At 74.4% G+C, this 19,315-nt stretch carries 15 protein-coding genes; 14 read left to right on the top strand and 1 reads right to left on the bottom strand.

Annotated elements, in window-relative coordinates; genetic code table 11:
• The first annotated feature begins 182 nt into the window (after positions 1-182).
• The 10 genes from QYM41_RS02040 (at position 183) to QYM41_RS01995 (ending at position 11,319) form a co-directional block, all read left to right on the top strand.
• A complete protein-coding gene (locus QYM41_RS02040) occupies positions 183-1,571 on the top strand; it encodes a TrkH family potassium uptake protein (RefSeq protein ID WP_368798061.1) in 1,389 nt (462 codons plus the stop codon).
• Between the two features lie 169 nt (positions 1,572-1,740).
• The gene (locus tag QYM41_RS02035) at positions 1,741-2,295 is read left to right on the top strand and encodes a universal stress protein (protein WP_368798145.1); all 555 of its coding nucleotides are present in this window, start codon (positions 1,741-1,743) and stop codon (positions 2,293-2,295) included.
• Positions 2,235-3,731 (top strand): sensor histidine kinase, encoded by a 1,497-nt coding sequence (locus QYM41_RS02030; RefSeq protein ID WP_368798144.1) that lies wholly within the window; start codon positions 2,235-2,237, stop codon positions 3,729-3,731. Before QYM41_RS02035 ends, QYM41_RS02030 begins: the two co-directional genes overlap by 61 nt.
• The gene (locus tag QYM41_RS02025; protein WP_368798060.1) at positions 3,728-4,411 is read left to right on the top strand and encodes a response regulator; all 684 of its coding nucleotides are present in this window, start codon (positions 3,728-3,730) and stop codon (positions 4,409-4,411) included. Before QYM41_RS02030 ends, QYM41_RS02025 begins: the two co-directional genes overlap by 4 nt.
• 226 nt (positions 4,412-4,637) lie before the next feature.
• The gene (locus QYM41_RS02020) at positions 4,638-5,198 is read left to right on the top strand and encodes a hypothetical protein (RefSeq protein WP_368798059.1); all 561 of its coding nucleotides are present in this window, start codon (positions 4,638-4,640) and stop codon (positions 5,196-5,198) included.
• Between the two features lie 120 nt (positions 5,199-5,318).
• The gene (gene eat, locus QYM41_RS02015; RefSeq protein WP_368798058.1) at positions 5,319-6,749 is read left to right on the top strand and encodes an ethanolamine permease; all 1,431 of its coding nucleotides are present in this window, start codon (positions 5,319-5,321) and stop codon (positions 6,747-6,749) included.
• Positions 6,750-6,858: 109 nt separating this feature from the next.
• Complete coding sequence (locus tag QYM41_RS02010; protein ID WP_368798057.1) at positions 6,859-8,241, top strand: glutamine synthetase family protein; 1,383 nt, start codon at positions 6,859-6,861, stop codon at positions 8,239-8,241.
• On the top strand, positions 8,222-9,028 hold the full coding sequence (locus QYM41_RS02005) for a gamma-glutamyl-gamma-aminobutyrate hydrolase family protein (RefSeq protein WP_368798056.1): 807 nt from the start codon (positions 8,222-8,224) through the stop codon (positions 9,026-9,028). The genes QYM41_RS02010 and QYM41_RS02005 overlap by 20 nt, the downstream gene beginning before the upstream one ends.
• Positions 9,025-10,383 carry an aldehyde dehydrogenase family protein gene (locus QYM41_RS02000; RefSeq protein WP_368798055.1) on the top strand — a complete coding sequence of 453 codons (1,359 nt, stop codon included), beginning with the start codon at positions 9,025-9,027 and terminating at the stop codon, positions 10,381-10,383. Before QYM41_RS02005 ends, QYM41_RS02000 begins: the two co-directional genes overlap by 4 nt.
• 159 nt (positions 10,384-10,542) lie before the next feature.
• A complete protein-coding gene (locus QYM41_RS01995; RefSeq protein ID WP_368798054.1) occupies positions 10,543-11,319 on the top strand; it encodes a 3-oxoacyl-ACP reductase in 777 nt (258 codons plus the stop codon).
• A gap of 227 nt (positions 11,320-11,546) precedes the next feature.
• Here the strand turns inward: QYM41_RS01995 and QYM41_RS01990 are convergent, their stop codons facing one another.
• Complete coding sequence (locus QYM41_RS01990) at positions 11,547-12,620, bottom strand: threonine aldolase family protein (protein WP_368798053.1); 1,074 nt, start codon at positions 12,618-12,620, stop codon at positions 11,547-11,549.
• A 109-nt stretch (positions 12,621-12,729) separates the two neighbouring features.
• On the opposite strand from QYM41_RS01990, the gene QYM41_RS01985 reads away from it, so the two are divergent.
• From QYM41_RS01985 to ggt, 4 genes are all read left to right on the top strand, one after another.
• Positions 12,730-13,128, top strand: a complete 399-nt coding sequence (locus QYM41_RS01985) for an NUDIX hydrolase (protein WP_368798052.1) — start codon at positions 12,730-12,732, stop codon at positions 13,126-13,128.
• A 147-nt stretch (positions 13,129-13,275) separates the two neighbouring features.
• Positions 13,276-13,749, top strand: coding sequence for a DUF2867 domain-containing protein (locus QYM41_RS01980; protein WP_368798051.1), 474 nt, complete (start codon positions 13,276-13,278; stop codon positions 13,747-13,749).
• 131 nt (positions 13,750-13,880) lie between these two features.
• A complete protein-coding gene (locus tag QYM41_RS01975) occupies positions 13,881-17,417 on the top strand; it encodes a proline dehydrogenase family protein (protein ID WP_368798050.1) in 3,537 nt (1,178 codons plus the stop codon).
• Positions 17,418-17,456: 39 nt separating this feature from the next.
• Positions 17,457-19,307 carry a gamma-glutamyltransferase gene (gene ggt, locus QYM41_RS01970; protein WP_368798049.1) on the top strand — a complete coding sequence of 617 codons (1,851 nt, stop codon included), beginning with the start codon at positions 17,457-17,459 and terminating at the stop codon, positions 19,305-19,307.
• Positions 19,308-19,315 lie beyond the last annotated feature (8 nt).

Raw genomic sequence — 19,315 nt, 5'->3', positions numbered from 1 at the left:
GCGCTCCGGGCGGCTGCCGGTGTGAGGACGGCGTCAGGAACCGGGCGCACAGCGTCAACGCGGCATTAAGATCCGGCCTCCACGCCGGGACGTGGCGTGGACTGTGGTGCAGCGCCGGCCGCGGTGGGCGGCGCGTCGGTGGACGGTGCGAGCAGGGACGGGGAGGCCGAGGCGTGTTCCGGATGAGCAGTGCCGCCCCGGGCGGCACGAGGCGGCCGCCGAGGATCCCGAGGGCGGTCAGGAGATCGTTCCTGGACAACCCCGTCCGCCTGGTCCCGGTGGGGTTCCTCGCCACGATCCTGCTGGGGGCGGGGCTGCTGATGCTCCCGCTCTCCCGCGCCGACCCCTCGGCGGCGGTGGTCATGCCGGCCCTGTTCACCGCCTTCTCCGCCGTCTGCGTGACGGGGCTGATCACCGTGGACACCCCGATGTTCTGGACCCCCTTCGGCCAGGCGGTGATCCGGGGCCTGATCCAGGTCGGCGGGTTCGGGATCATGACCCTGGGCACGCTCCTGGCCCTGCTGGTGCGCAAGCGGCTGGGGCTGTGGACCCAGCTGGTCGCGGCCTCGGAGACGCACACCGTGAACCTGGGCGACGTGCGCCGGGTGCTGCTGCGGGTCGCCCAGATCATGTTCACCGTGGAGGCGGTGGTGGCGGTGATCCTGACGCTGCGGTTCCGGGCCGCCTACGACCACGAGCTGGGCCCGGCGCTGTGGCACGGGGTCTTCCACGCAGTCTCGGCGTTCAACAACGCGGGCTTCTCGGTGTTCAGCGACAGCCTCATGGGCTTCGTCGGCGACCCGTGGATCGTCGTCCCGATCTGCGCGGCGGCGGTCGTGGGAGGACTCGGGTTCCCGGTGATCATCGAGCTGCTGCGGGACTCCACCATGCGCCGGGCCTGGACCGTGCACGTCCGCCTGACGGTCCTCGGCACGCTGTGGCTGCTGGTCCTGGGGTTCGTGGTGCTGGCGGCGTTCGAGTGGGACCGCCCGGAGACCCTCGGGGACCTGCCGGTGGGCGGCAAGCTCCTGGGGGCCCTCGGCCTGAGCGTGTTCCCCCGCACGGCGGGGTTCAACAGCATCGACTACGGGGCCGCGTCCTCGGAGACCCTGCTGGTCACCGAGGTGCTGATGTTCATCGGCGGCGGCAGCGCCGGCACCGCCGGGGGGATCAAGCTCACCACGTTCCTGGTGCTCGCCTACGCGATCTGGAACGAGGTCCGGGGCCACGACCAGGTGAGCATCGGGCCGCGCTCGATCAGCGCCTCCGTGCAGCGCCAGGCGCTGTCCGTGGCGCTGCTGGGGATCGCCGCGGTGGTCCTGGGCACGGTGGCCCTGCTCGTGCTCACCGACCACGGCCTCGAGACCGCGTTGTTCGAGTGCGTCTCCGCCTTCGCCACCGTGGGCCTGTCCATGGGCATCACCGCGGACCTGCCCGCCGCCGCCGAACTGGTGCTCATGGCCCTGATGTTCATGGGACGGGTCGGCACCATCACCATCGCCACGTCCCTGGCCCTGCGCACCCAGCGCCGCCGCTACCGGGTGCCCGAGGAGCGCCCGATCATCGGGTGAGGTAGCCCCCGACTCCGACCGGGCCCGGCGCCGCTCGGCGACCCGCACCGGCGCCGGGGGACGGCCGGCGGCCGCGGTCGCGGCCCGGGTGCGGGAGAATGCTGGAGGACGGTGCGCTCGGGTGCCGCAGCGCGCCGCTGCCGGACGCATCCGTCGGGAGGAGGACACCGTGGTCGCACGACACCCCGTGCGGGAGCCGGTCGCCGGGCAGCCCGCTGCGGAGCACGAGCCGGTGCGGCACGCCCGGGTGGTGGTGGCCGTGCCCGGCGGACCGGAGTCCGAGCTGCTGATCGAGCGCGGGCTGCTGACCGCGGCGCGGATGCCCGGGGCCGAGCTGATGGCCGTGCACGTGTCCGGGGAGGCGCGGCAGGGCGGCGGGAGCGGCGCGGAGCCCCTGGCCGGCTGGCGGCCCCTGGTGGAGAGCGGCGGCGGCACCTGGCACACGGTGCTCGGCGAGGACGTGGCCGCCGCGCTGCTGGGGTTCGCCCGCAGCGTCCAGGCCACGCACGTGGTGATCGGGACCGCGCGGGACCGGCACCTCGGCGGAGGGCTGCGGCGCGGGACGGCGGCCCGGCTCCTGGAGGCCGCGCAGGAGCTGGACGTGCTCCTCGTCCCGCACGACTCCGCACGCCCGCGCCGGCTTCCCCGCCGCCGCCTCCCCCCCTGGGACCCGGGCGCCGTGCCGCGGGCTGGGCCCTGGCCCTGCTGGGACCGGCCGCCCTGACCGCGGGCTTCCTCCGGGCCGGGACCGGGACGGACACGATCACCCTGGACTTCTTGTGCCACCTCACCGTGGTGGTGTTCGTGGCCCTCCTGGGCGGATGGTGGCCGGCCGTGACGGCCGCGCTGCTGAGCACGATGGTCCTCAACTGGTTCTTCACCCCGCCCACCGGCCAGTGGATCATCCACGAGCCGCTCAACGTCGTGGCCCTGGGGCTGTTCCTGCTGGTGGCCGCCGGGGTGGCCCGGGTCGTGGACGTCGAGGCCCGGCGCACCACCGAGGCCGGGCGCGCCCGCCACCAGGCGGCGACGCTGTTCGAGCTGGCCGGCGGGGTGATCCGGGAGGGGCTGAGCGTTCCGGCGCTGCTGGAGCGCCTGCGCCGCACCTACGACTTGCGGGCCGTCGCCCTCGCGGCGCACGCCCCCGCCCCGGGGGACCCCCAGGCGTGGACCGTGCTCGCCTCCTCCGGGGAACCGGTGCCGGAACCGGCCACGTGCGACAACACCGTCGTCGTCGACGACCGTCACCTCCTGCTGATCGACGACTTCCCGGAGGAGGCCTCGGACCAGGGGGTGCTGGAGGCCTTCGCCGGACGGATCGCGGCCGTGCTGCAGCAGCAGGAACTGGCCGAGGCGCGCCTGCAGGCCCAGGAGCTGGCGGCGGGCAACGCGATGCGCACCGCGCTGCTGGCGGCCGTCTCGCACGACCTGCGCACCCCGCTGGCCGGGATCAAGGCCTCGGTCTCGAGCCTGCGGATGGAGGACGTGGTGCTCAGCGCCGAGGACACCCGCGAGCTGCTGGCCACCATCGAGGAGTCGGCCGACCGGCTGACCGAGCGGATCGAGGGCCTGCTGGACATGAGCCGGATCCAGGCCGGGGACCTGCTGGTGCACCGCACCCCGCTGGAGGTCGAGGACCTCGCCGCGGCCGCCGTGCACGGTCTCGGCCCCGGCGCGCCCCGGGTCCGCCTCGAGGTGCCCGCCGATGTCCCGCCGGTGACCGGGGACCACGGGCTGCTCGTGCGCGTGATCGCCAACCTCGTCGAGAACGCCCTGGAGCACAGCGGGAGCGGCCCCGTGGCGGTCCGTGCGGTGCCCGGACCCGGGGTGGTGCACCTGCACGTGGTCGACCACGGCCCGGGAGTGCCGGACGCGGACAAGGAGCGCATCTTCCGGCCCTTCCAGCGGCTGGGGGACCGGGACACCACCGCCGGCGTCGGACTGGGACTGGCCGTGGCCCGGGGGCTCGCCGAGGGCATGGGCGGGCACGTGCGCGCCGCGGACACCCCCGGCGGGGGCCTGACCATGGTCCTCACCCTCCCGGCAGCCCCGGACGCCCCGGACGACCCGGACGCCCTGGCCGCCCGGGCCGCCGGGGACCGGGGCGTGCTCGGGCGCGTCCCGGCCGGCGACGGGCCGGACCCGGAGGAGACGGCATGAGCCCCGGCGTGCTCGTCGTCGAGGACGACCCCCAGATCGCCCGCGCCCTGCTGGTCAACCTCAAGGCCCGCGGGTACCGCACCCACCGGGCCGCCACCGGGCAGCAGGCGCTGCAGCTCGCCGCGGACGAGCACCCGGACGTGGTGCTGCTGGACCTCGGCCTGCCGGACATGGAGGGCCGCGAGGTCATCGAGGGCATCCGGGGCTGGTCCACGGTGCCGATCATCGTGGTCTCCGCCCGCGGCGAGTCCCACAGCAAGGTCGACGCCCTCGACCGCGGGGCCGACGACTACATCACCAAGCCCTTCGCCATGGACGAGCTGCTCGCACGGCTGCGGGCCGCCCTGCGCCGGGCGCGCCCCGATCCGGCCGAGCCGGTGGTGGAGACCTCCGACGGGCGGGTGCGCATCGACCTGGCCGCCCGCTCCGTCACCGTCGCCGGCCGGCCGGTGCGGATGACCAAGCTCGAGTGGCGCCTGCTGGAGGTCCTCGCCCGCCATCCGCATCGGCTCATCGGGCGCACGGAGCTGCTCACCACGGTGTGGGGGCCCGAGTACGGCGAGGAGTCCAACTACCTGCGGGTCTACATGTCCCAGATCCGGGCCAAGCTCGAGGCCGACAGCTCCCACCCCCGCTACTTCCGCACCGAGCTCGGCATGGGCTACCGGTTCACGCCCTGACGGGACCCGCCCCCGTCAAGGATGTGTTAAGAAGCGCGCCGTCCGGCCGCGGGCGGTGTGTACTGATCGTGGGCCCTCGGGCCCGGCCACCGGCGGCGGAGGAAAGGACACGGCGTGGAACGGCTCTCCGCGTGCCACCGCCGGCATCCGCCGGCCACCCCGCCACGGGACCTCGCTCCCGTGGCCGCGCACGGTCCCGGGAGCGGACCGCGACCGGCGCGCGGCCGTGGATAGCCTGGCGCGCCCCGAGCGGGCCGGTGTGGTGCTGCGCCATCCGGGCCGCCCCATCCCGTCCCGGCGGCGCCTGCTGATCTCGACGGCCCCGGCGGCGGGCGCCGCCGTCCTGACCGGTCTGGCCGCCACCTGGTGGACGGGCCGGGCGGAGAGCGGCCCGCCGTGGTTCCCGCTGCTGTGGATCCCCGTGGTGGGGATCGCCTGGCTGGTGCTGGGCGTCACCCGGGCGCAACGGCCGTTCCTGGCGCACACCCAGCAGCGCACCGACATCACCGCCGCACGGCACCGGGCGCTGCGCGCCCACCGGCTGCCGAGCTCGCCCTCGATCCGGATCGGGGCGGCGGCCCGCTCCTGCACCCAGCTCGAGACCATGGCGCTGCTGGTGGCGGTCGGGGCGACCGCCGCGGCCGGGGCCGTGCTGCGCCCCGGGCTGCCGTGGCTGCCGGTCCTCGTGGTCTGGGGCGTGCTCACCGCCGCCGCGCTCGTCCCGGCCGGGCGGTCCTGGGCGTACCTGCGGCTGCACGAGCACCCGGTCCGCCCGCACCTCTCCTGAGCCCCGATCTCCCGGGGCGCGCCCCTGGGTCTTGACGGAGCCCGGGGCACCCCACAGACTGTGACCACTCGCGCCATACGTCTGTTTTCAGACCTTTGTGGAACCCGGAGGGATCGTCCCATGTCCGACTCCCCAGCACCGCCCGCCCGCTCCGACGAGTACTTCCAGCACCGCCAGCTCCGCTCCGGGGCCGCCGGCTGGGTGCTGCTCGCGGGCCTGGGCATCGCCTACGTCATCTCCGGGGACTTCTCCGGCTGGAACATCGGCCTCTCCGAGGGCGGGTGGGGCGGCCTGCTCATCGCCTTCGTGCTCATGGGCCTCATGTACACCTGCATGGTGTTCGGTCTCGCCGAGCTCTCCTCCACCCTGCCCACGGCGGGGGCCGGCTACGGCTTCGCCCGCCGCGCGCTCGGCCCGCTCGGCGGCTTCGCCACCGGCATGGCCGTGCTGATCGAGTACGCCGTGGCCCCGGCGGCGATCGCCACGTTCATCGGCGGCTACATCGAGGCGCTGGGCCTGTTCGGGATCACCAACTCCTGGCCCGTGTACCTCGTGACCTACCTGGTGTTCATGGGCATCCACATGTACGGCGTGGGCGAGGCGCTCAAGCTGATGTTCGGGATCACCGTGGTCGCGGTGCTCGCGCTGGCGGTGACCGTCGTCGCGCTCGTGCCGCACTTCGACGCCGCGAACCTCTTCGACATCGTCCCGAACGACGCCGCCGGGGCGAGCGCCTTCCTGCCCATGGGGTACGCGGGGGCGATGGCGGCCCTGGTCTACGGGATCTGGTTCTTCCTGGCGATCGAGGGCGTGCCGCTGGCCGCCGAGGAGACGGCGGACCCCCGCCGGGACATGCCCCGCGGGATCATCGTGGCCATGGGCTTCCTGCTGGTCTCCGGGGCGCTGATGCTCGTGCTCGTCCCCGGGGCCGCGGGCTCGGAGGCCATGAGCACCTCGGACAACCCGCTGCCGGAGGCCATCCGCACGGTGGCCGGCGCGGACAGCGTCATGGCGAACATCGTGAACTACGCGGGCCTGGCCGGCCTGGTCGCGAGCTTCTTCTCCATCATGTTCGCCTACTCCCGGCAGCTCTTCGCCCTCTCCCGGGCCGGGTACCTGCCCCGCTGGCTCTCCCTGACCGGCAAGCGCAAGACCCCGTGGGTCGCCCTCATCGTGCCCGGCACCGTCGGCTTCGTGCTCGCGGCCGTGACCGGCGACGGCGGGCTGCTCATCAACATCGCGGTCTTCGGCGCCACCGTGTCCTACGTGCTGCTGAACCTCTCCCACATCGTGCTGCGGATGCGCGAGCCGGACCTCCCGCGCGGCTACCGCACCCCGGGCGGTGTGGTCACCACCGGCATCGCCCTGGTGCTGGCGCTCGTGGCCGTGGTCGCCACGTTCCTGGTCGACGTGCTCGCCGCCTCCATCACCGCCCTCGTGTTCGTCGTCTTCCTCGCCTACTACTGGTTCTACAGCCGCCACCGCCTCGTGGGACACGCCCCCGAGGAGGAGTTCGCGCAGATCCGCACCGCCGAGGCGGACCTGCACTGAGCCGCCCGCCCGCACCCCCACGACCTCAGCGACCGCAACCACTGCAACGACCGCAGCCACCGCAACGACCGCAGCCACCGCAGCGACCTCAGCGACGAAGGACGGACCGATGACCGAGACTCCCCGCCACCCGCGCAACGACCGGATGCTCACCGTGGAGCAGCTCAAGCAGCACGTCGCCGACGGGCGCGTGGACACCGTGGTGCTGGCCTTCACCGACATGCAGGGACGGCTGCAGGGCAAGCTCAACCACGCACAGTTCTTCCTGGACTCGGTGCTCGAGGAGGGTGCCGAGGGCTGCAACTACCTGCTGGCCGTGGACACGGAGATGAACACCGTGGGCGGCTACTCGATCAGCAGCTGGTCCTCGGGCTACGGGGACATGGAGTTCGCCATGGATCTGGACACCATCCGGCTGATGCCGCACAACCCCGGCCAGGTCCTCATCCAGTGCGACCTCACGGGCCACGGCGGGCAGCCGATCCCCATGTCCCCGCGGTCCATGCTGCGCCGCCAGCTCGACCGCGCCCGGGACCTGGGCTTCACCATGGTCACCGGCACCGAGCTGGAGTTCTGCGTCTACGACACCAGCTACGAGGACGCCTGGGACGCCGGCTACCGCAACCTGGTGCCGGCCAACCGGTACAACGTGGACTACTCCGTGCTGGGCTCCCAGCGGGTCGAGCCGCTGCTGCGGGAGATCCGCAACGCCATGTACGCGGCCGGGCTGACCGTGGAGTCCGCGAAGGGCGAGTGCAACCTCGGCCAGCACGAGATCGCGTTCCGCTACGACGAGGGCATGGTCACCGCGGACAACCACGTGGTCTACAAGCTCGCCTCGAAGCAGATCGCCCACCAGCAGGGCAAGTCGGTCACCTTCATGGCCAAGCCCAACGAGCGCGAGGGCAGCTCCTGCCACATCCACATGTCCCTGCGCGGGCCCGAGGGCGAACTGGTCTTCTGGGACCGCGAGCGGGACGCCCGGTCCCGCACCTACGAGCACTTCATCGCCGGGGTCCTGCGGACCATGCGCGAGTTCACGCTGTTCTACGCCCCCACCATCAACTCCTACAAGCGCTTCGTCGAGGGCAGCTTCGCCCCCACCTCCGTGGCCTGGGGCGTCGACAACCGCTCGTGCGCCGTGCGCCTCGTGGGCAGCGGGCAGTCCGCCCGGATGGAGAACCGGCTCCCGGGCGGGGACGTGAACCCGTACCTGGCGCTCGCCGCGATGCTGGCCTCCGGGCTGCACGGCATCGAGCAGGAGCTCGAGCTCGAGCCGATGACCGAGGGCAACGCCTACGAGTCCGACGCCCCCGTGGTGCCCTCGACCATGCGCGAGGCCCGGGACCTGCTGGCGGGCTCGCAGCTGGCCCGGGAGCTGTTCGGCGAGGACGTCGTGGAGCACTACGTGCACTACGCCGACGTGGAGCTGGCGGCGTTCGAGGCCGCCGTCACCGACTGGGAGCTGCGCCGTGGCTTCGAGCGCCTCTGACCCGGACCGCCCCGGGTACCGGCCGCGGATCGCCCTGACCACCTACTACCAGGAGGGGTCCTGGGGGGTCTGGAACTCCGTGGCCGCGATCGTCCCGGGCGCCTACGTGGAGGCGGTCGCCGCGGCCGGGGGCACACCGCTGCTGCTGCCCCCGGTGGGCACGGACCCGGGGGTGCTCGGGCTCGTGGACGGGCTGGTCGTCATCGGCGGGGTGGACGTGGACCCGCGCTTCTACGGCGCCGAGCGGCACGAGCTGACCTCGTCCCAGCCCTCGCGCGACGAGCACGACCTCGCCCTGACCCGGGCGGCCCTCGAGCAGGGGGTGCCCCTGTTCGCCGTCTGCCGCGGCGCCCAGATCCTCAACGTGGCGCTCGGCGGCACCCTGATCCAGCACCTGCCGGACGTCAACGAGAACGCCGCGCAGTACCAGCCGGAGCCGGGCCGGTACGGGGAGGTCGCGTTCACCACCGCGCCGGGCAGCCGCTGCCGCGAGCTGCTGGGCGAGTCCGCGTGGTCCCCGTGCTACCACCACCAGGCCCTGGACCGGGTGGCCGAGGGGCTGGTCGTGACCGCGCGCGCCGAGGACGGGACGGTCGAGGCCGTCGAGACCGTCGGCGGCGCGTGGACGCTCGGCGTGCAGTTCCACCCCGAGGAGAACCGGAAGGACGCCCGCCTCTTCGAGGGCTTCGTGCGCGTGGCGCACGAGCACGCACGGCGCCGCGCCGGGCAGGAGCACACCGGCCCGGCCGGCCACGCACCACAGCGAGAGGACACCCGCATCCCATGACCACCACGCAGATCATCGACCCCGCCACGGAGGAGGTCGTCGGCACCGTCGAGCTGACGTCCCTGGAGCAGACGGACGCGGCGATCGGACGGGCCCGGCGGGCCTTCGAGACCTGGCGGACGGTCGCCCCCGCCGACCGCGCCCGGCTGCTGCGCCGCTTCGCCGACGCCGTGGACGCCGACCTCGAGCACCTCGCGGCCCTGGAGGTCCGCAACGCCGGGCACACCATCGGCAACGCCCGCTGGGAGGCGGGCAACGTCCGGGACGTGCTGACCTACTACTCCGGGGCGCCCGAGCGGCTCTCCGGGCGGCAGATCCCCGCCCCCGGCGGGGTCAACCTCACCTTCCACGAGCCCCTGGGCGTGGTGGGCGTGATCGTGCCCTGGAACTTCCCCATGCCCATCGCGGCCTGGGGCTTCGCCCCTGCCCTGGCCGCCGGGAACACCGTGGTGCTCAAGCCGGCCGAGCTCACCCCCCTCACGGCGATCCGGCTGGGGGAGCTCGCGCTCGAGGCGGGCCTGCCCGAGGGCGTGCTCACGGTGCTGCCCGGCAAGGGCTCGGTGGTGGGGGAGCGCTTCGTGACCCACCCGGACGTGCGCAAGGTCGTGTTCACGGGCTCCACCGACGTGGGCCGGCGGATCATGGCCGGCTGCGCGGAGCAGGTCAAGCGCGTGACCCTGGAGCTGGGCGGGAAGAACTCCAACATCGTCTTCGCGGACGCCGACCTGGAGCGGGCCGCCGCGAGCGCCCCCGCCGGGGCGCTGGACAACGCCGGACAGGACTGCTGTGCCCGCTCCCGCGTGCTCGTCCAGCGCCCGGTGCTCGAGCGGTTCCTGGAGCTCCTCGAACCGGCCGTGCGGGACTTCGCGTGCGGGGACCCGTGGCGCGAGGACACGCAGATGGGCCCCCTGGTCTCCGCCGCGCACCGGGACTCCGTGGCGTCCTTCCTCGACGACGACGCCCCGGTCGCCTTCCGCGGCACCGCCCCCGAGGGCCCCGGCTGGTGGTTCCCGCCGACCGTGCTCACCCCGTCCCCGGACTCCCGGGTGTTCCGGGAGGAGATCTTCGGCCCCGTGCTCGCCGTGGTGCCCTTCGAGGACGAGGCGGACGCCGTCCGGATCGCCAACGACACGGAGTACGGGCTCTCCGGGTCGATCTGGACCCGGGACGTCGGGCGCGCGCTGCGGGTCTCCCGCGCCGTCGACGCCGGGAACCTCTCCGTCAACTCCCACGCCTCGGTGCGGTACTGGACGCCGTTCGGCGGCTTCAAGCAGTCCGGGTTCGGCCGGGAGCTCGGCCCGGACGCCCCCGAGGCGTTCACCGAGACCAAGAACGTGTTCCTCGCCGACGACTGACCGCCTCTGCTGACAGCCCGGGCGACCGCCCGGCCGGCGCGCCCACGCCCTGGCGCCCCGCCGTCCCGTCCCGTCCCGACCCGACCCGTCCCGTCCCGTCCCGTCCCGTCCCGTCCCGTCCCGTCCCGTCCCGGGGCAACCCCCACCGAAGGAGGACCCATGGAGGTCAACGCCCGCCGCCTGGTCGGCCGCAGCGCAGTCATCACCGGAGGGGCCAGCGGCATCGGTCTCGCCGCGGCCCGCCGGCTCGCCGCCGAGGGCGCGCACGTCGTCGTCGCCGATCTGAACCCCGCGGCCGGGGAGGCTGCCGCCGAGGAGGTCGGGGGACTGTTCGTGCGCACCGACGTGGCGGACGAGGCCGACGTGATCGCGCTCTACGCGGCCACCCACGAGGCCTACGGATCGGTGGACATCGCGTTCAACAACGCGGGGATCAACCCGACCGACGACGCCTCGATCCTGGACACCGGTATCGACGCGTGGCGGAGGGTGCAGGAGGTCAACCTCACCAGCGTCTTCCACTGCTGCAAGCACGCGATCCCGTACATGCGGGAGCAGGGCCGGGGCTCCATCGTCAACACCGCGTCCTTCGTGGCCGTGATGGGCGCGGCGACCTCCCAGATCTCCTACAGCGCCTCGAAGGGCGGGGTGCTGTCGATGAGCCGGGAGCTGGGCGTGCAGTTCGCCCGGGAGGGGATCCGGGTCAACGCCCTGTGCCCCGGTCCCGTCAACACGCCGCTGCTGCAGGAGCTGTTCGCTGCGGACCCGGAGCAGGCCCAGCGCCGGCTCGTGCACGTGCCGGCCGGGCGGTTCGCGGAGCCGGAGGAGATCGCCGCGGCGGTGGCGTTCCTGGCCAGCGACGACGCCTCGTTCGTCAACGCCGCCACGTTCCTGGTGGACGGAGGCATCTCGGGGGCCTACGTCACCCCGGTGTGACCCGCCGCCGCCCGCCGCCGCCCGCCGCGGCCCGCCGCCGGCCGCCGGGCCGCCGGGCCGGTGCGGCCTGGCGGCTGCCCGCCGCGGCCCGTCTCCGCCCGTCTCCGCCGAGTGACCCCGGGAACGCCGAGTGACCACGTCATCTCGTGGTCACTCGGCGTTCTCGTGGTCACTCGGCGGGCTTCTGGGGGTCCGGGTCCGCTTCGACGGGTCTCCATCCTCCGGGGTCAGCGGGCGGCGAGCGCCACGTCCTCCCGGAGCGCGGCCACGAACCCGTCCACGTCCGCCTCGGTGGTGTCCCACGAGCACATCAGGCGGACCTCCCCGGAGGCGGGGTCCCACACGTAGAACGGCCAGCGCTCCTGCAGCCGGGCGGTGGTCCCGGCCGGGAGCACCGCGAAGACCGCGTTGGCCTCCGGCGCCTGCGTGACCCGGGTCCCGGGAACCTCCGCGACCCCGGCCGCCAGCCGCCGGGCCATGGCGTTGGCCCGCCGGGCCGCCTCGAGCCACAGGTCCCCGGTGTGCAGGGCCAGCAGCTGCGCGGACACGAAGCGCATCTTCGAGGCCAGCTGGGTCGAGAGCTTGCGCACGAACCGGGGCTGCCGCACGGCCTCCGGGGTGAGCACCACGACGGCCTCCGCGCCCATCAGCCCGTTCTTGGTCCCGCCCCAGGAGACGACGTCCACGCCGGCGTCGGTGGTCAGTGCGCGCAGCGGGACGTCCAGGGCCGCGGCGGCGTTGGCGAGCCGGGCGCCGTCCAGGTGCACCGTCAGGCCCAGGCCGTGCGCGTGCTCACAGACCGCGCGCAGCTCCTCGGGGGTGTAGACGGTGCCCAGCTCCGTGGACTGGGTGACGGTGACGACGCGCGGCTGGGCGTGGTGCTCCACGCCGAAGCCGTGCGCCTCCCGGTCGACGAGCTCCGGGGTGAGCTTCCCGTCCGGCGTGGGCACGGCCAGCAGCTTCACGCCCGCGACCTTCTCGGGAGCCCCGCACTCGTCCACGTGGGCGTGCGCGGTGGCCGTGCAGATCACCGCGTCCCAGCGGTCGGTCATCGCCGCGAGCGCCACCACGTTCGCGCCCGTCCCGTTGAACAGGGGGTGGCAGACGGCCTGCTCCCCGAAGTGCCGGCGGGTCACGTCCTGCAGCGCCTCGGTGTACGGGTCCGCGCCGTAGGCGCCCACGTGGCCGCCGTTGGCGGTCGCGAGGGCCTGGAGCACCTCGGGGTGGACGCCCGCGTGGTTGTCGCTCGCGAAACCCTTCCGGGCGGGGTCGTGCAGGCGGGACAGGACTGGATCGGTCACGGGTGGCCCTTCCGGTGGGTCGGCGGTGTGCCGTGCGGCACTCGCACTCTACTCGCGGCCGACCGGACGGGGCCGGGCCGCCCGGTGCGGTCCCCGCTAGGGTCGGGGCATGCGCATCGTCCAGGCCGCCGCCGCCGTGGTCGTCCGGGGGGACGGCCGGCTCCTGCTGGTCCGCCGGGGGCGGGAGCCCCAGCGCGGGCGCTGGAGCGTGCCGGGCGGGAAGCTGGAGCCCGGCGAGACACCGGCGCAGGCGGCGGTCCGGGAGGTCCTCGAGGAGACCGGAGTCCGCGTGCGCGCCGGGCGGGAGCTCGGAACGGTCCGCATTCCGGGCGGTGCCGGGCTCGTGTACGAGGTGCACGACATCGCGGCGACCTACCTCGGCGGGACCCTGCGCCCCGGCGACGACGCCGACGCCGTGCGCTGGGTCGCCCCCGAGGAGCTGGCCGGGCTGGAGACCACCGAGGGCCTGACGGCGCACCTCACGCGGTTCGGGGTCCTCCCGGCCTGACCGCCGGCCTGCCCCGGACCGGGCCCCCGGTCTCCGGCCCGGACCGGCCCGGACCGGGATCCCGGTCTCCGGCCCGGTCCGGGGCCGTGGCGGCCGGTCCCCGCCCGTGCTCTCGTCCCGGCCCGGGGCGCGTGCTTGGATAGGGGCATGGCACAGACGCGGGGCTTCTACGTCGACACCGTGGAGCGCACGACCACGGCGGACCGGGACGCGGTGTGGGCGGTCGTCGAGGGCATCGGCGGCGAGCGCGGCTGGTACAGCACCGACCGGCTGTGGGCCGCCCGTGCCGCCGCCAACCGCCTGGGCCTGCCCCCGGGGCGGCTGCGCCACCGCGAGGACCCTGACCACCTCGCGGTGGGGGAGCGCCTGGACTGGTGGACGGTCGAGACCCTCGAGCCGCCGCGGCGGCTGCGGCTGCGGTCCCTCGTGCGGATGCCGGGCGACGCGTGGCTGGACATCTGCCTGGAGCCGGGACCGGACGGGACGCTCGTCTACCGCCAGAGCACGGTGTTCCGCCCGGCGGGCGCGCCGGGCCGCGCCTACTGGTACGCGATGCTGGCGCCGCACAAGGCGGTCCTGGGCCGGCTCGCCACGGACATCCTGCACCGGGCCGGCGGATAGGGCCCTTCCGCCCCGGCCGCTGCGGCCGTAGCGTGGAGCCACCGGCCATCGTGACGCCCGGTGGACGCGGCCGGTGGCCGGGGGAGTGCCCCGGCACCGTTGCCGGGCGGAGCCCTCAGGAGAGTGCCGCCATGACCGCCGACGCCCCGTCCGTCCCCGACTCCCGCGCCCTGGCCGACGACGCCGTGGCCCTGGTCCGCGAGTGGCTCGAGCGTGCCGCGGCCGGCCGCCGGCACCGCGACGGCGCCGCGGACCGGCTCGCCACCGTGCTCCAGGACCCCCACGGCCTGGAGTTCACGGTGGGCTTCGTGGACCGGGTGGTGCGCACCGAGGACGTGCGGGCCGCCGGCCGGGCCCTGCACGCGCTCGCCGAGATCGTGCCCCGCACCATGCCGGCCGCGGACCGCGCGCAGATCCGGCTCGGCGCCGCCCTCTCGGGCCGGGCCCCCCAGGTGGTCGTGCCGGCCGCCCGGACCCGGCTCCGCCAGCTCGTGGGGCACATGATCGTGGACGCCCGCCCCCGGGCGTTCGGGCAGGCGGTGAAGAAGCTCACGGCCCAGGGCCACCGCCTGAACATCAACCTGCTGGGCGAGGAGGTCCTCGGGACGGAGGAGGCGGACAAGCACCTCGCCGACGCCGCCGCGCTGCTGGACCGGGACGACGTCGACTACGTGTCCGTCAAGGTCTCCTCCGTGGTCCCGCAGCTGTCCCACTGGGGCTTCGAGGGGACCGTGGCGAAGGTCGTCGAGCGGCTGCTGCCCGTCTACCGGGCGGCCGCCCAGGCCCCCGCCGGCAGCAAGTTCATCAACCTGGACATGGAGGTCTACTCCGACCTGCACCTGACCACCGAGGTGTTCACCCGCCTCCTGGAGCACCCGGAGCTGCGGGGCCTCGAGGCGGGGATCGTGGTCCAGGCCTATCTGCCGGACGCGCTGTCGGTGGTCCAGCGGCTCTCGGTGTGGTCCGCCGCACGGGTCGAGGCGGGGGGCGCCGGGATCAAGGTCCGGCTCGTGAAGGGCGCGAACCTGCCCATGGAGCGCGTGGACGCCGAGCTGCACGGCTGGCCCCTGGCCACCTGGAGCAGCAAGCAGGAGACCGACACCAACTACAAGCGGGTCCTCGACTGGCTGTTCGTGCCCGGGCGGATGACGGGAATGCGGCTGGGGGTCGCCGGGCACAACCTCTTCGACATCGCCTTCGCCCACCTGCTCGCCGGGCGCCGCGGCGTGACGGAGCGGATCGAGTTCGAGATGCTCCAGGGCATGGCGGTCGAGCAGGCCAGGGCCGTGAGCGCCGACGTGGGGCAGCTGCTGCTCTACGTTCCCGCCGTGCGACCGGCCGAGTTCGACGTGGCCGTGTCCTACCTCGTGCGCCGGCTCGAGGAGAACGCCTCGCACGAGAACTTCATGTCGGGGATCTTCGAGCTGGCCCCGGACAACGAGATCTTCGCCCGGGAGGAGCAGCGGTTCCGCGCCGCCCTCGAGGGGCTCGACCCGCAGGAGCACTCCGTCCCGGTCCCCGCCCGCGGCCAGGACCGCACCGCGCCCGGGGCCGGGTCCGCGCCCCTGCCGCTGGACGAGCCCTTCCGCAACGAGCCGGACACCGACGTCTCCGTCCCCGCCAACCAGCGGTGGGCGCAGGAGATCGGGGCCCGGATCGAGGACCGGCGGTGGTACGAGGCCCTGCCCGTGCCGGATCCGGTGGCCGCCGAGGACGTGGAGCGGCTCGTGCGCACGGGCCGGGACGCCGCCGAGGGGTGGCACGCCCGCGGCGCCCGCGAGCGCGCGGAGATCCTCAACCGGGCCGCCGACGTCCTGGCCGCCCGCCGGGGGCACCTGCTGGCCGTGGCCGGCGCGGAGGCGGGCAAGACCCTGGGCCAGTCGGACCCGGAGGTCTCGGAGGCCGTCGACTTCTGCCGCTGGTACTCCCGCCGAGCCCTCGAGCTCGAGACCGTGGACGGGGCCCGGTTCGTCCCGGACCGGCTGGTGCTCGTCACCCCGCCGTGGAACTTCCCGCTGGCGATCCCCACCGGCTCCACGGTCGCGGCCCTCGCGGCCGGCGCCGCGGTGCTGCACAAGCCCGCCCCCGAGGTCAGGCGCTGCTCGACCGCCGTGGTCGAGGCGCTGTGGGAGGCCGGCGTGCCGCGGGACGTGCTCCAGCTCGTCGACTCCGTCGAGGGCGAGGTGGGACAGGCCCTCGTCTCCCACCCCGGGGTGGACCGCATCGTGCTCACCGGCGCCTACGAGACGGCGCGGCTCTTCCAGTCCTGGCGCTCCGGGCGGGCCATGACCGCGGAGACCTCGGGCAAGAACGCCCTCGTCATCACCCCCAGCGCCGACCGGGACCGCGCCGTGTGGGACCTGGTGACCAGCGCGTTCGGCCACGCCGGGCAGAAGTGCTCGGCGGCCTCCCTCGGCATCCTCGTGGGCAGCGTGGCGCGGTCCGAGCGGTTCCGCCGGCAGCTGCTCGACGCCGCGTCCTCGATGGTCGTGGACTGGCCGCAGAACCTGCAGGCGTCCGTGGGCCCGGTCATCTCCGAGCCCGGCGACAAGCTGCACCGCGCCCTGACGACCCTCGAGCCGGGGGAGCAGTGGCTGCTCGAGCCCCGGCAGCTCGACGACACCGGGCGGCTGTGGCGGCCCGGGATCAGGACGGGGGTGGCACCGGGGTCCTTCTTCCACCGCACCGAGTGCTTCGGCCCGGTCCTGGGCCTGATGGAGGCCGCGGACCTGCAGGAGGCCCTCGAGCTGCAGAACGCGGTCGAGTATGGGCTGACCGCCGGGCTGCACTCCCTGGACCCGGAGGAGGTCAGCACGTGGGTGGAGCTCGTGGAGGCGGGCAACCTCTACGTCAACCGCGGCATCACCGGGGCCATCGTCCAGCGCCAGCCCTTCGGCGGCTGGAAGAGGTCCTCGGTGGGCCTGGGCGCCAAGGCCGGCGGGCCGAACTACCTGGTCCAGCTCGGCTCGTGGCAGAAGGCGCCGTTCCGGGAGGACCGGGACGAGGAGCCCGCCGCGGAGCTCTCCGAGGCCGTCGCCCACCACCTCGCGGCGCTCCGGCCCCTGGTGCCCGAGGCGGACGCCGCCTGGCTGACGGCCTGCGCCGAGCAGGACCAGCAGTGGTGGGAGCGCGAGTTCGGCCGGGCCCACGACCCCACCGGCCTGGCGAGCGAGGCCAACCTGTTCCGCTACCGCCCGCGGGACGTCGTCGTGCGCGCGGCCGAGGACGCCCCCCGCACGGACGTGATCCGGGTCGGCCTCGCCGCGCTGCGCTCCGGCGCGCACGCCGTCCTCGCCCCGGCGGGGGAGGTCCCCGCCGAGGTGCAGGAGCTGTTCCGCGCCGTGCTGGACCCCTGCTCGGACGAGGCCTTCGCCCGGGTCGCCGCCGACTGGACCGACCCGAGCGGGGCCGGGCGGATCCGGGTGGTGGGCACCGCGCCCGGGCTCGCCGAGGCGCTCGCGGAACGGCCCGAGGTCGCGCTGATCACCGGACCCGTGGTCGGCGCCTCCCGCGTGGAGATGCTCCCCCTGCTCGCGGAGCAGGCCGTCTCGGTCACGATGCACCGCTTCGGCAACCCCTCGACGGACGCCGAGACGGTGGTGCACCGGCTGATCGCGTCCTCGCAGGGTCTGGGCGCTCCGGCGCCGCCGGCCGACATGTCGGTGTGATCCCTGGTGGGGGCGGCACGGCGGTGCCAGCATGTTCCCATGCGCGCATCCCTGAGGTACCTCGCACTGGGTCTGGCCGGAGCGCTCGGCGTCTCCGGCACCGTTCTCGGCGGCTCCGCGGCCGTCGCGCACGACGACGGGCGGCACGGCGGCCGGGGCTCGCCCGTCACCGCCGAGCTGCCCAAGGTCCCTGTCATGACCGGCGGCGGCGGCGCGGTCTCCTCGGTGGACCCCCTCGCGAGCCAGGTGGGCATCGACGTGCTCGAGCGGGGCGGCACCGCCGCGGACGCCGCCGTGGCCGCGGCCGCGACCCTGGGCGTCACCGAGCCGTACTCCGCGGGCATCGGCGGCGGCGGGTTCTTCGTCCACTACAGCGCGGAGACCGGCGAGGTCCGCACCATCGACGGGCGCGAGACCGCCCCGGCCACGTTCACGGAGGACGAGTTCCTGGGCGAGGACGGCGAGCCCCTGGACTTCGCCACCGTGGTCAGCTCCGGGAAGTCCGTGGGCGTGCCCGGCACCCTGGCCACGTGGGAGGTCGCGGCCGAGGAGTTCGGCACCATGGACCTGCACGACCTGCTGCGCCCCGCGGAGCGGATCGCCGCCCGCGGCTTCGCGGTGGACGAGAACTTCCACGAGCAGACGGCGCAGAACGCCGAGCGCTTCGCGACGTTCCCCGAGACCGCCGGGCTGTTCCTGCGCGACGGCGAGGCGCCCGCGGTCGGCACCGTGTTCCGCAACCCCGACCTCGCCCGCACCTACCGCACCATTCGGCACGAGGGCACCGACGTCTTCTACGAGGGGGAGATCGGCAGGGCGCTCGTCGACGAGAGCCGCGAGCCGACCACCGCCGAGGGCGTGGAGGTGCTGCCCGGGGAGCTGACCCTCGAGGACGTCGGCGCCTACGAGGCCCTGCTCAAGGACCCGGTCTCCACCGAGTACCGGGGCCTGGAGGTCTACGGCATGGGCCTGCCCAGCTCCGGCGGCATCACGGTGGCCGAGACCCTCAACCTGCTCGAGGCCTACGACGAGCGCACCGGGACCGGGCTCTCCGAGGTCTCCGAGAGCCAGTACCTGCACCGCTTCTCGGAGGCCACGGCGACCGCCTTCGCCGACCGCAACCGCTGGATCGGGGACGTCGAGGGGGTGCCCGTGGACGAGCTGCTGAGCCAGGAGTTCGCCGACGAGCGCTCCTGCCTCTTCGACCCCGCCGCGGCCCAGGAGCGGCCGATCCCCTTCGGGGAGCCCGACGGCGACTACGCCGCGTGCGGGACGTCCGGGGCGCGCCAGCCCCAGCCCGCCGGCGGGGTGTCCACCACCCACCTCAACGTGGCCGACCGGTGGGGCAACGTGGTCGCCTACACCCTCACCATCGAGCAGACCGGCGGGTCCGGGATCACGGTCCCGGACCACGGGTTCCTGCTCAACAACGAGCTCACCGACTTCAACTTCGTGCCCGTCACCGAGGGCGTGCCGGACCCGAACCTGCCCGGTCCGGGCAAGCGGCCCCGCTCCTCGATGAGCCCCACGATCGTGCTCGAGGACGGGGAGCCGTGGATGTCGGTGGGCACTCCCGGCGGCGCCACGATCATCACCACGGTGGCGCAGATCCTCACCGGGCACATCGACCGGGACCTCGAGCTGGTCGACGCCGTGGCCGCGCCGCGGCTGAGCTCGCGCAACGGGGCCGAGGAGGTCGACCTCGGCCTGGCCGAGTCCGAGGTCGGCCGGCAGCTGAGCGGGCTGGGGCACCGGCTGGTCCCGCCCCCGCGCCGCTGGATCGGCAACGCCTCCGCCATCCGGTTCCTCGACGGCAACCGCTTCGAGGCGGTGGCCGAGACCGAGCGCGGCTACGGCGGCTCCGCGATGGTGGTCCACCCCGACCGGTGACCCCGCGC

Origin of the sequence: Kocuria oxytropis (assembly GCF_040981195.1) — a bacterium.
Taxonomy (GTDB): domain Bacteria; phylum Actinomycetota; class Actinomycetes; order Actinomycetales; family Micrococcaceae; genus Kocuria; species Kocuria oxytropis.
This window is presented reverse-complemented; position numbering and strand designations above follow the sequence as displayed.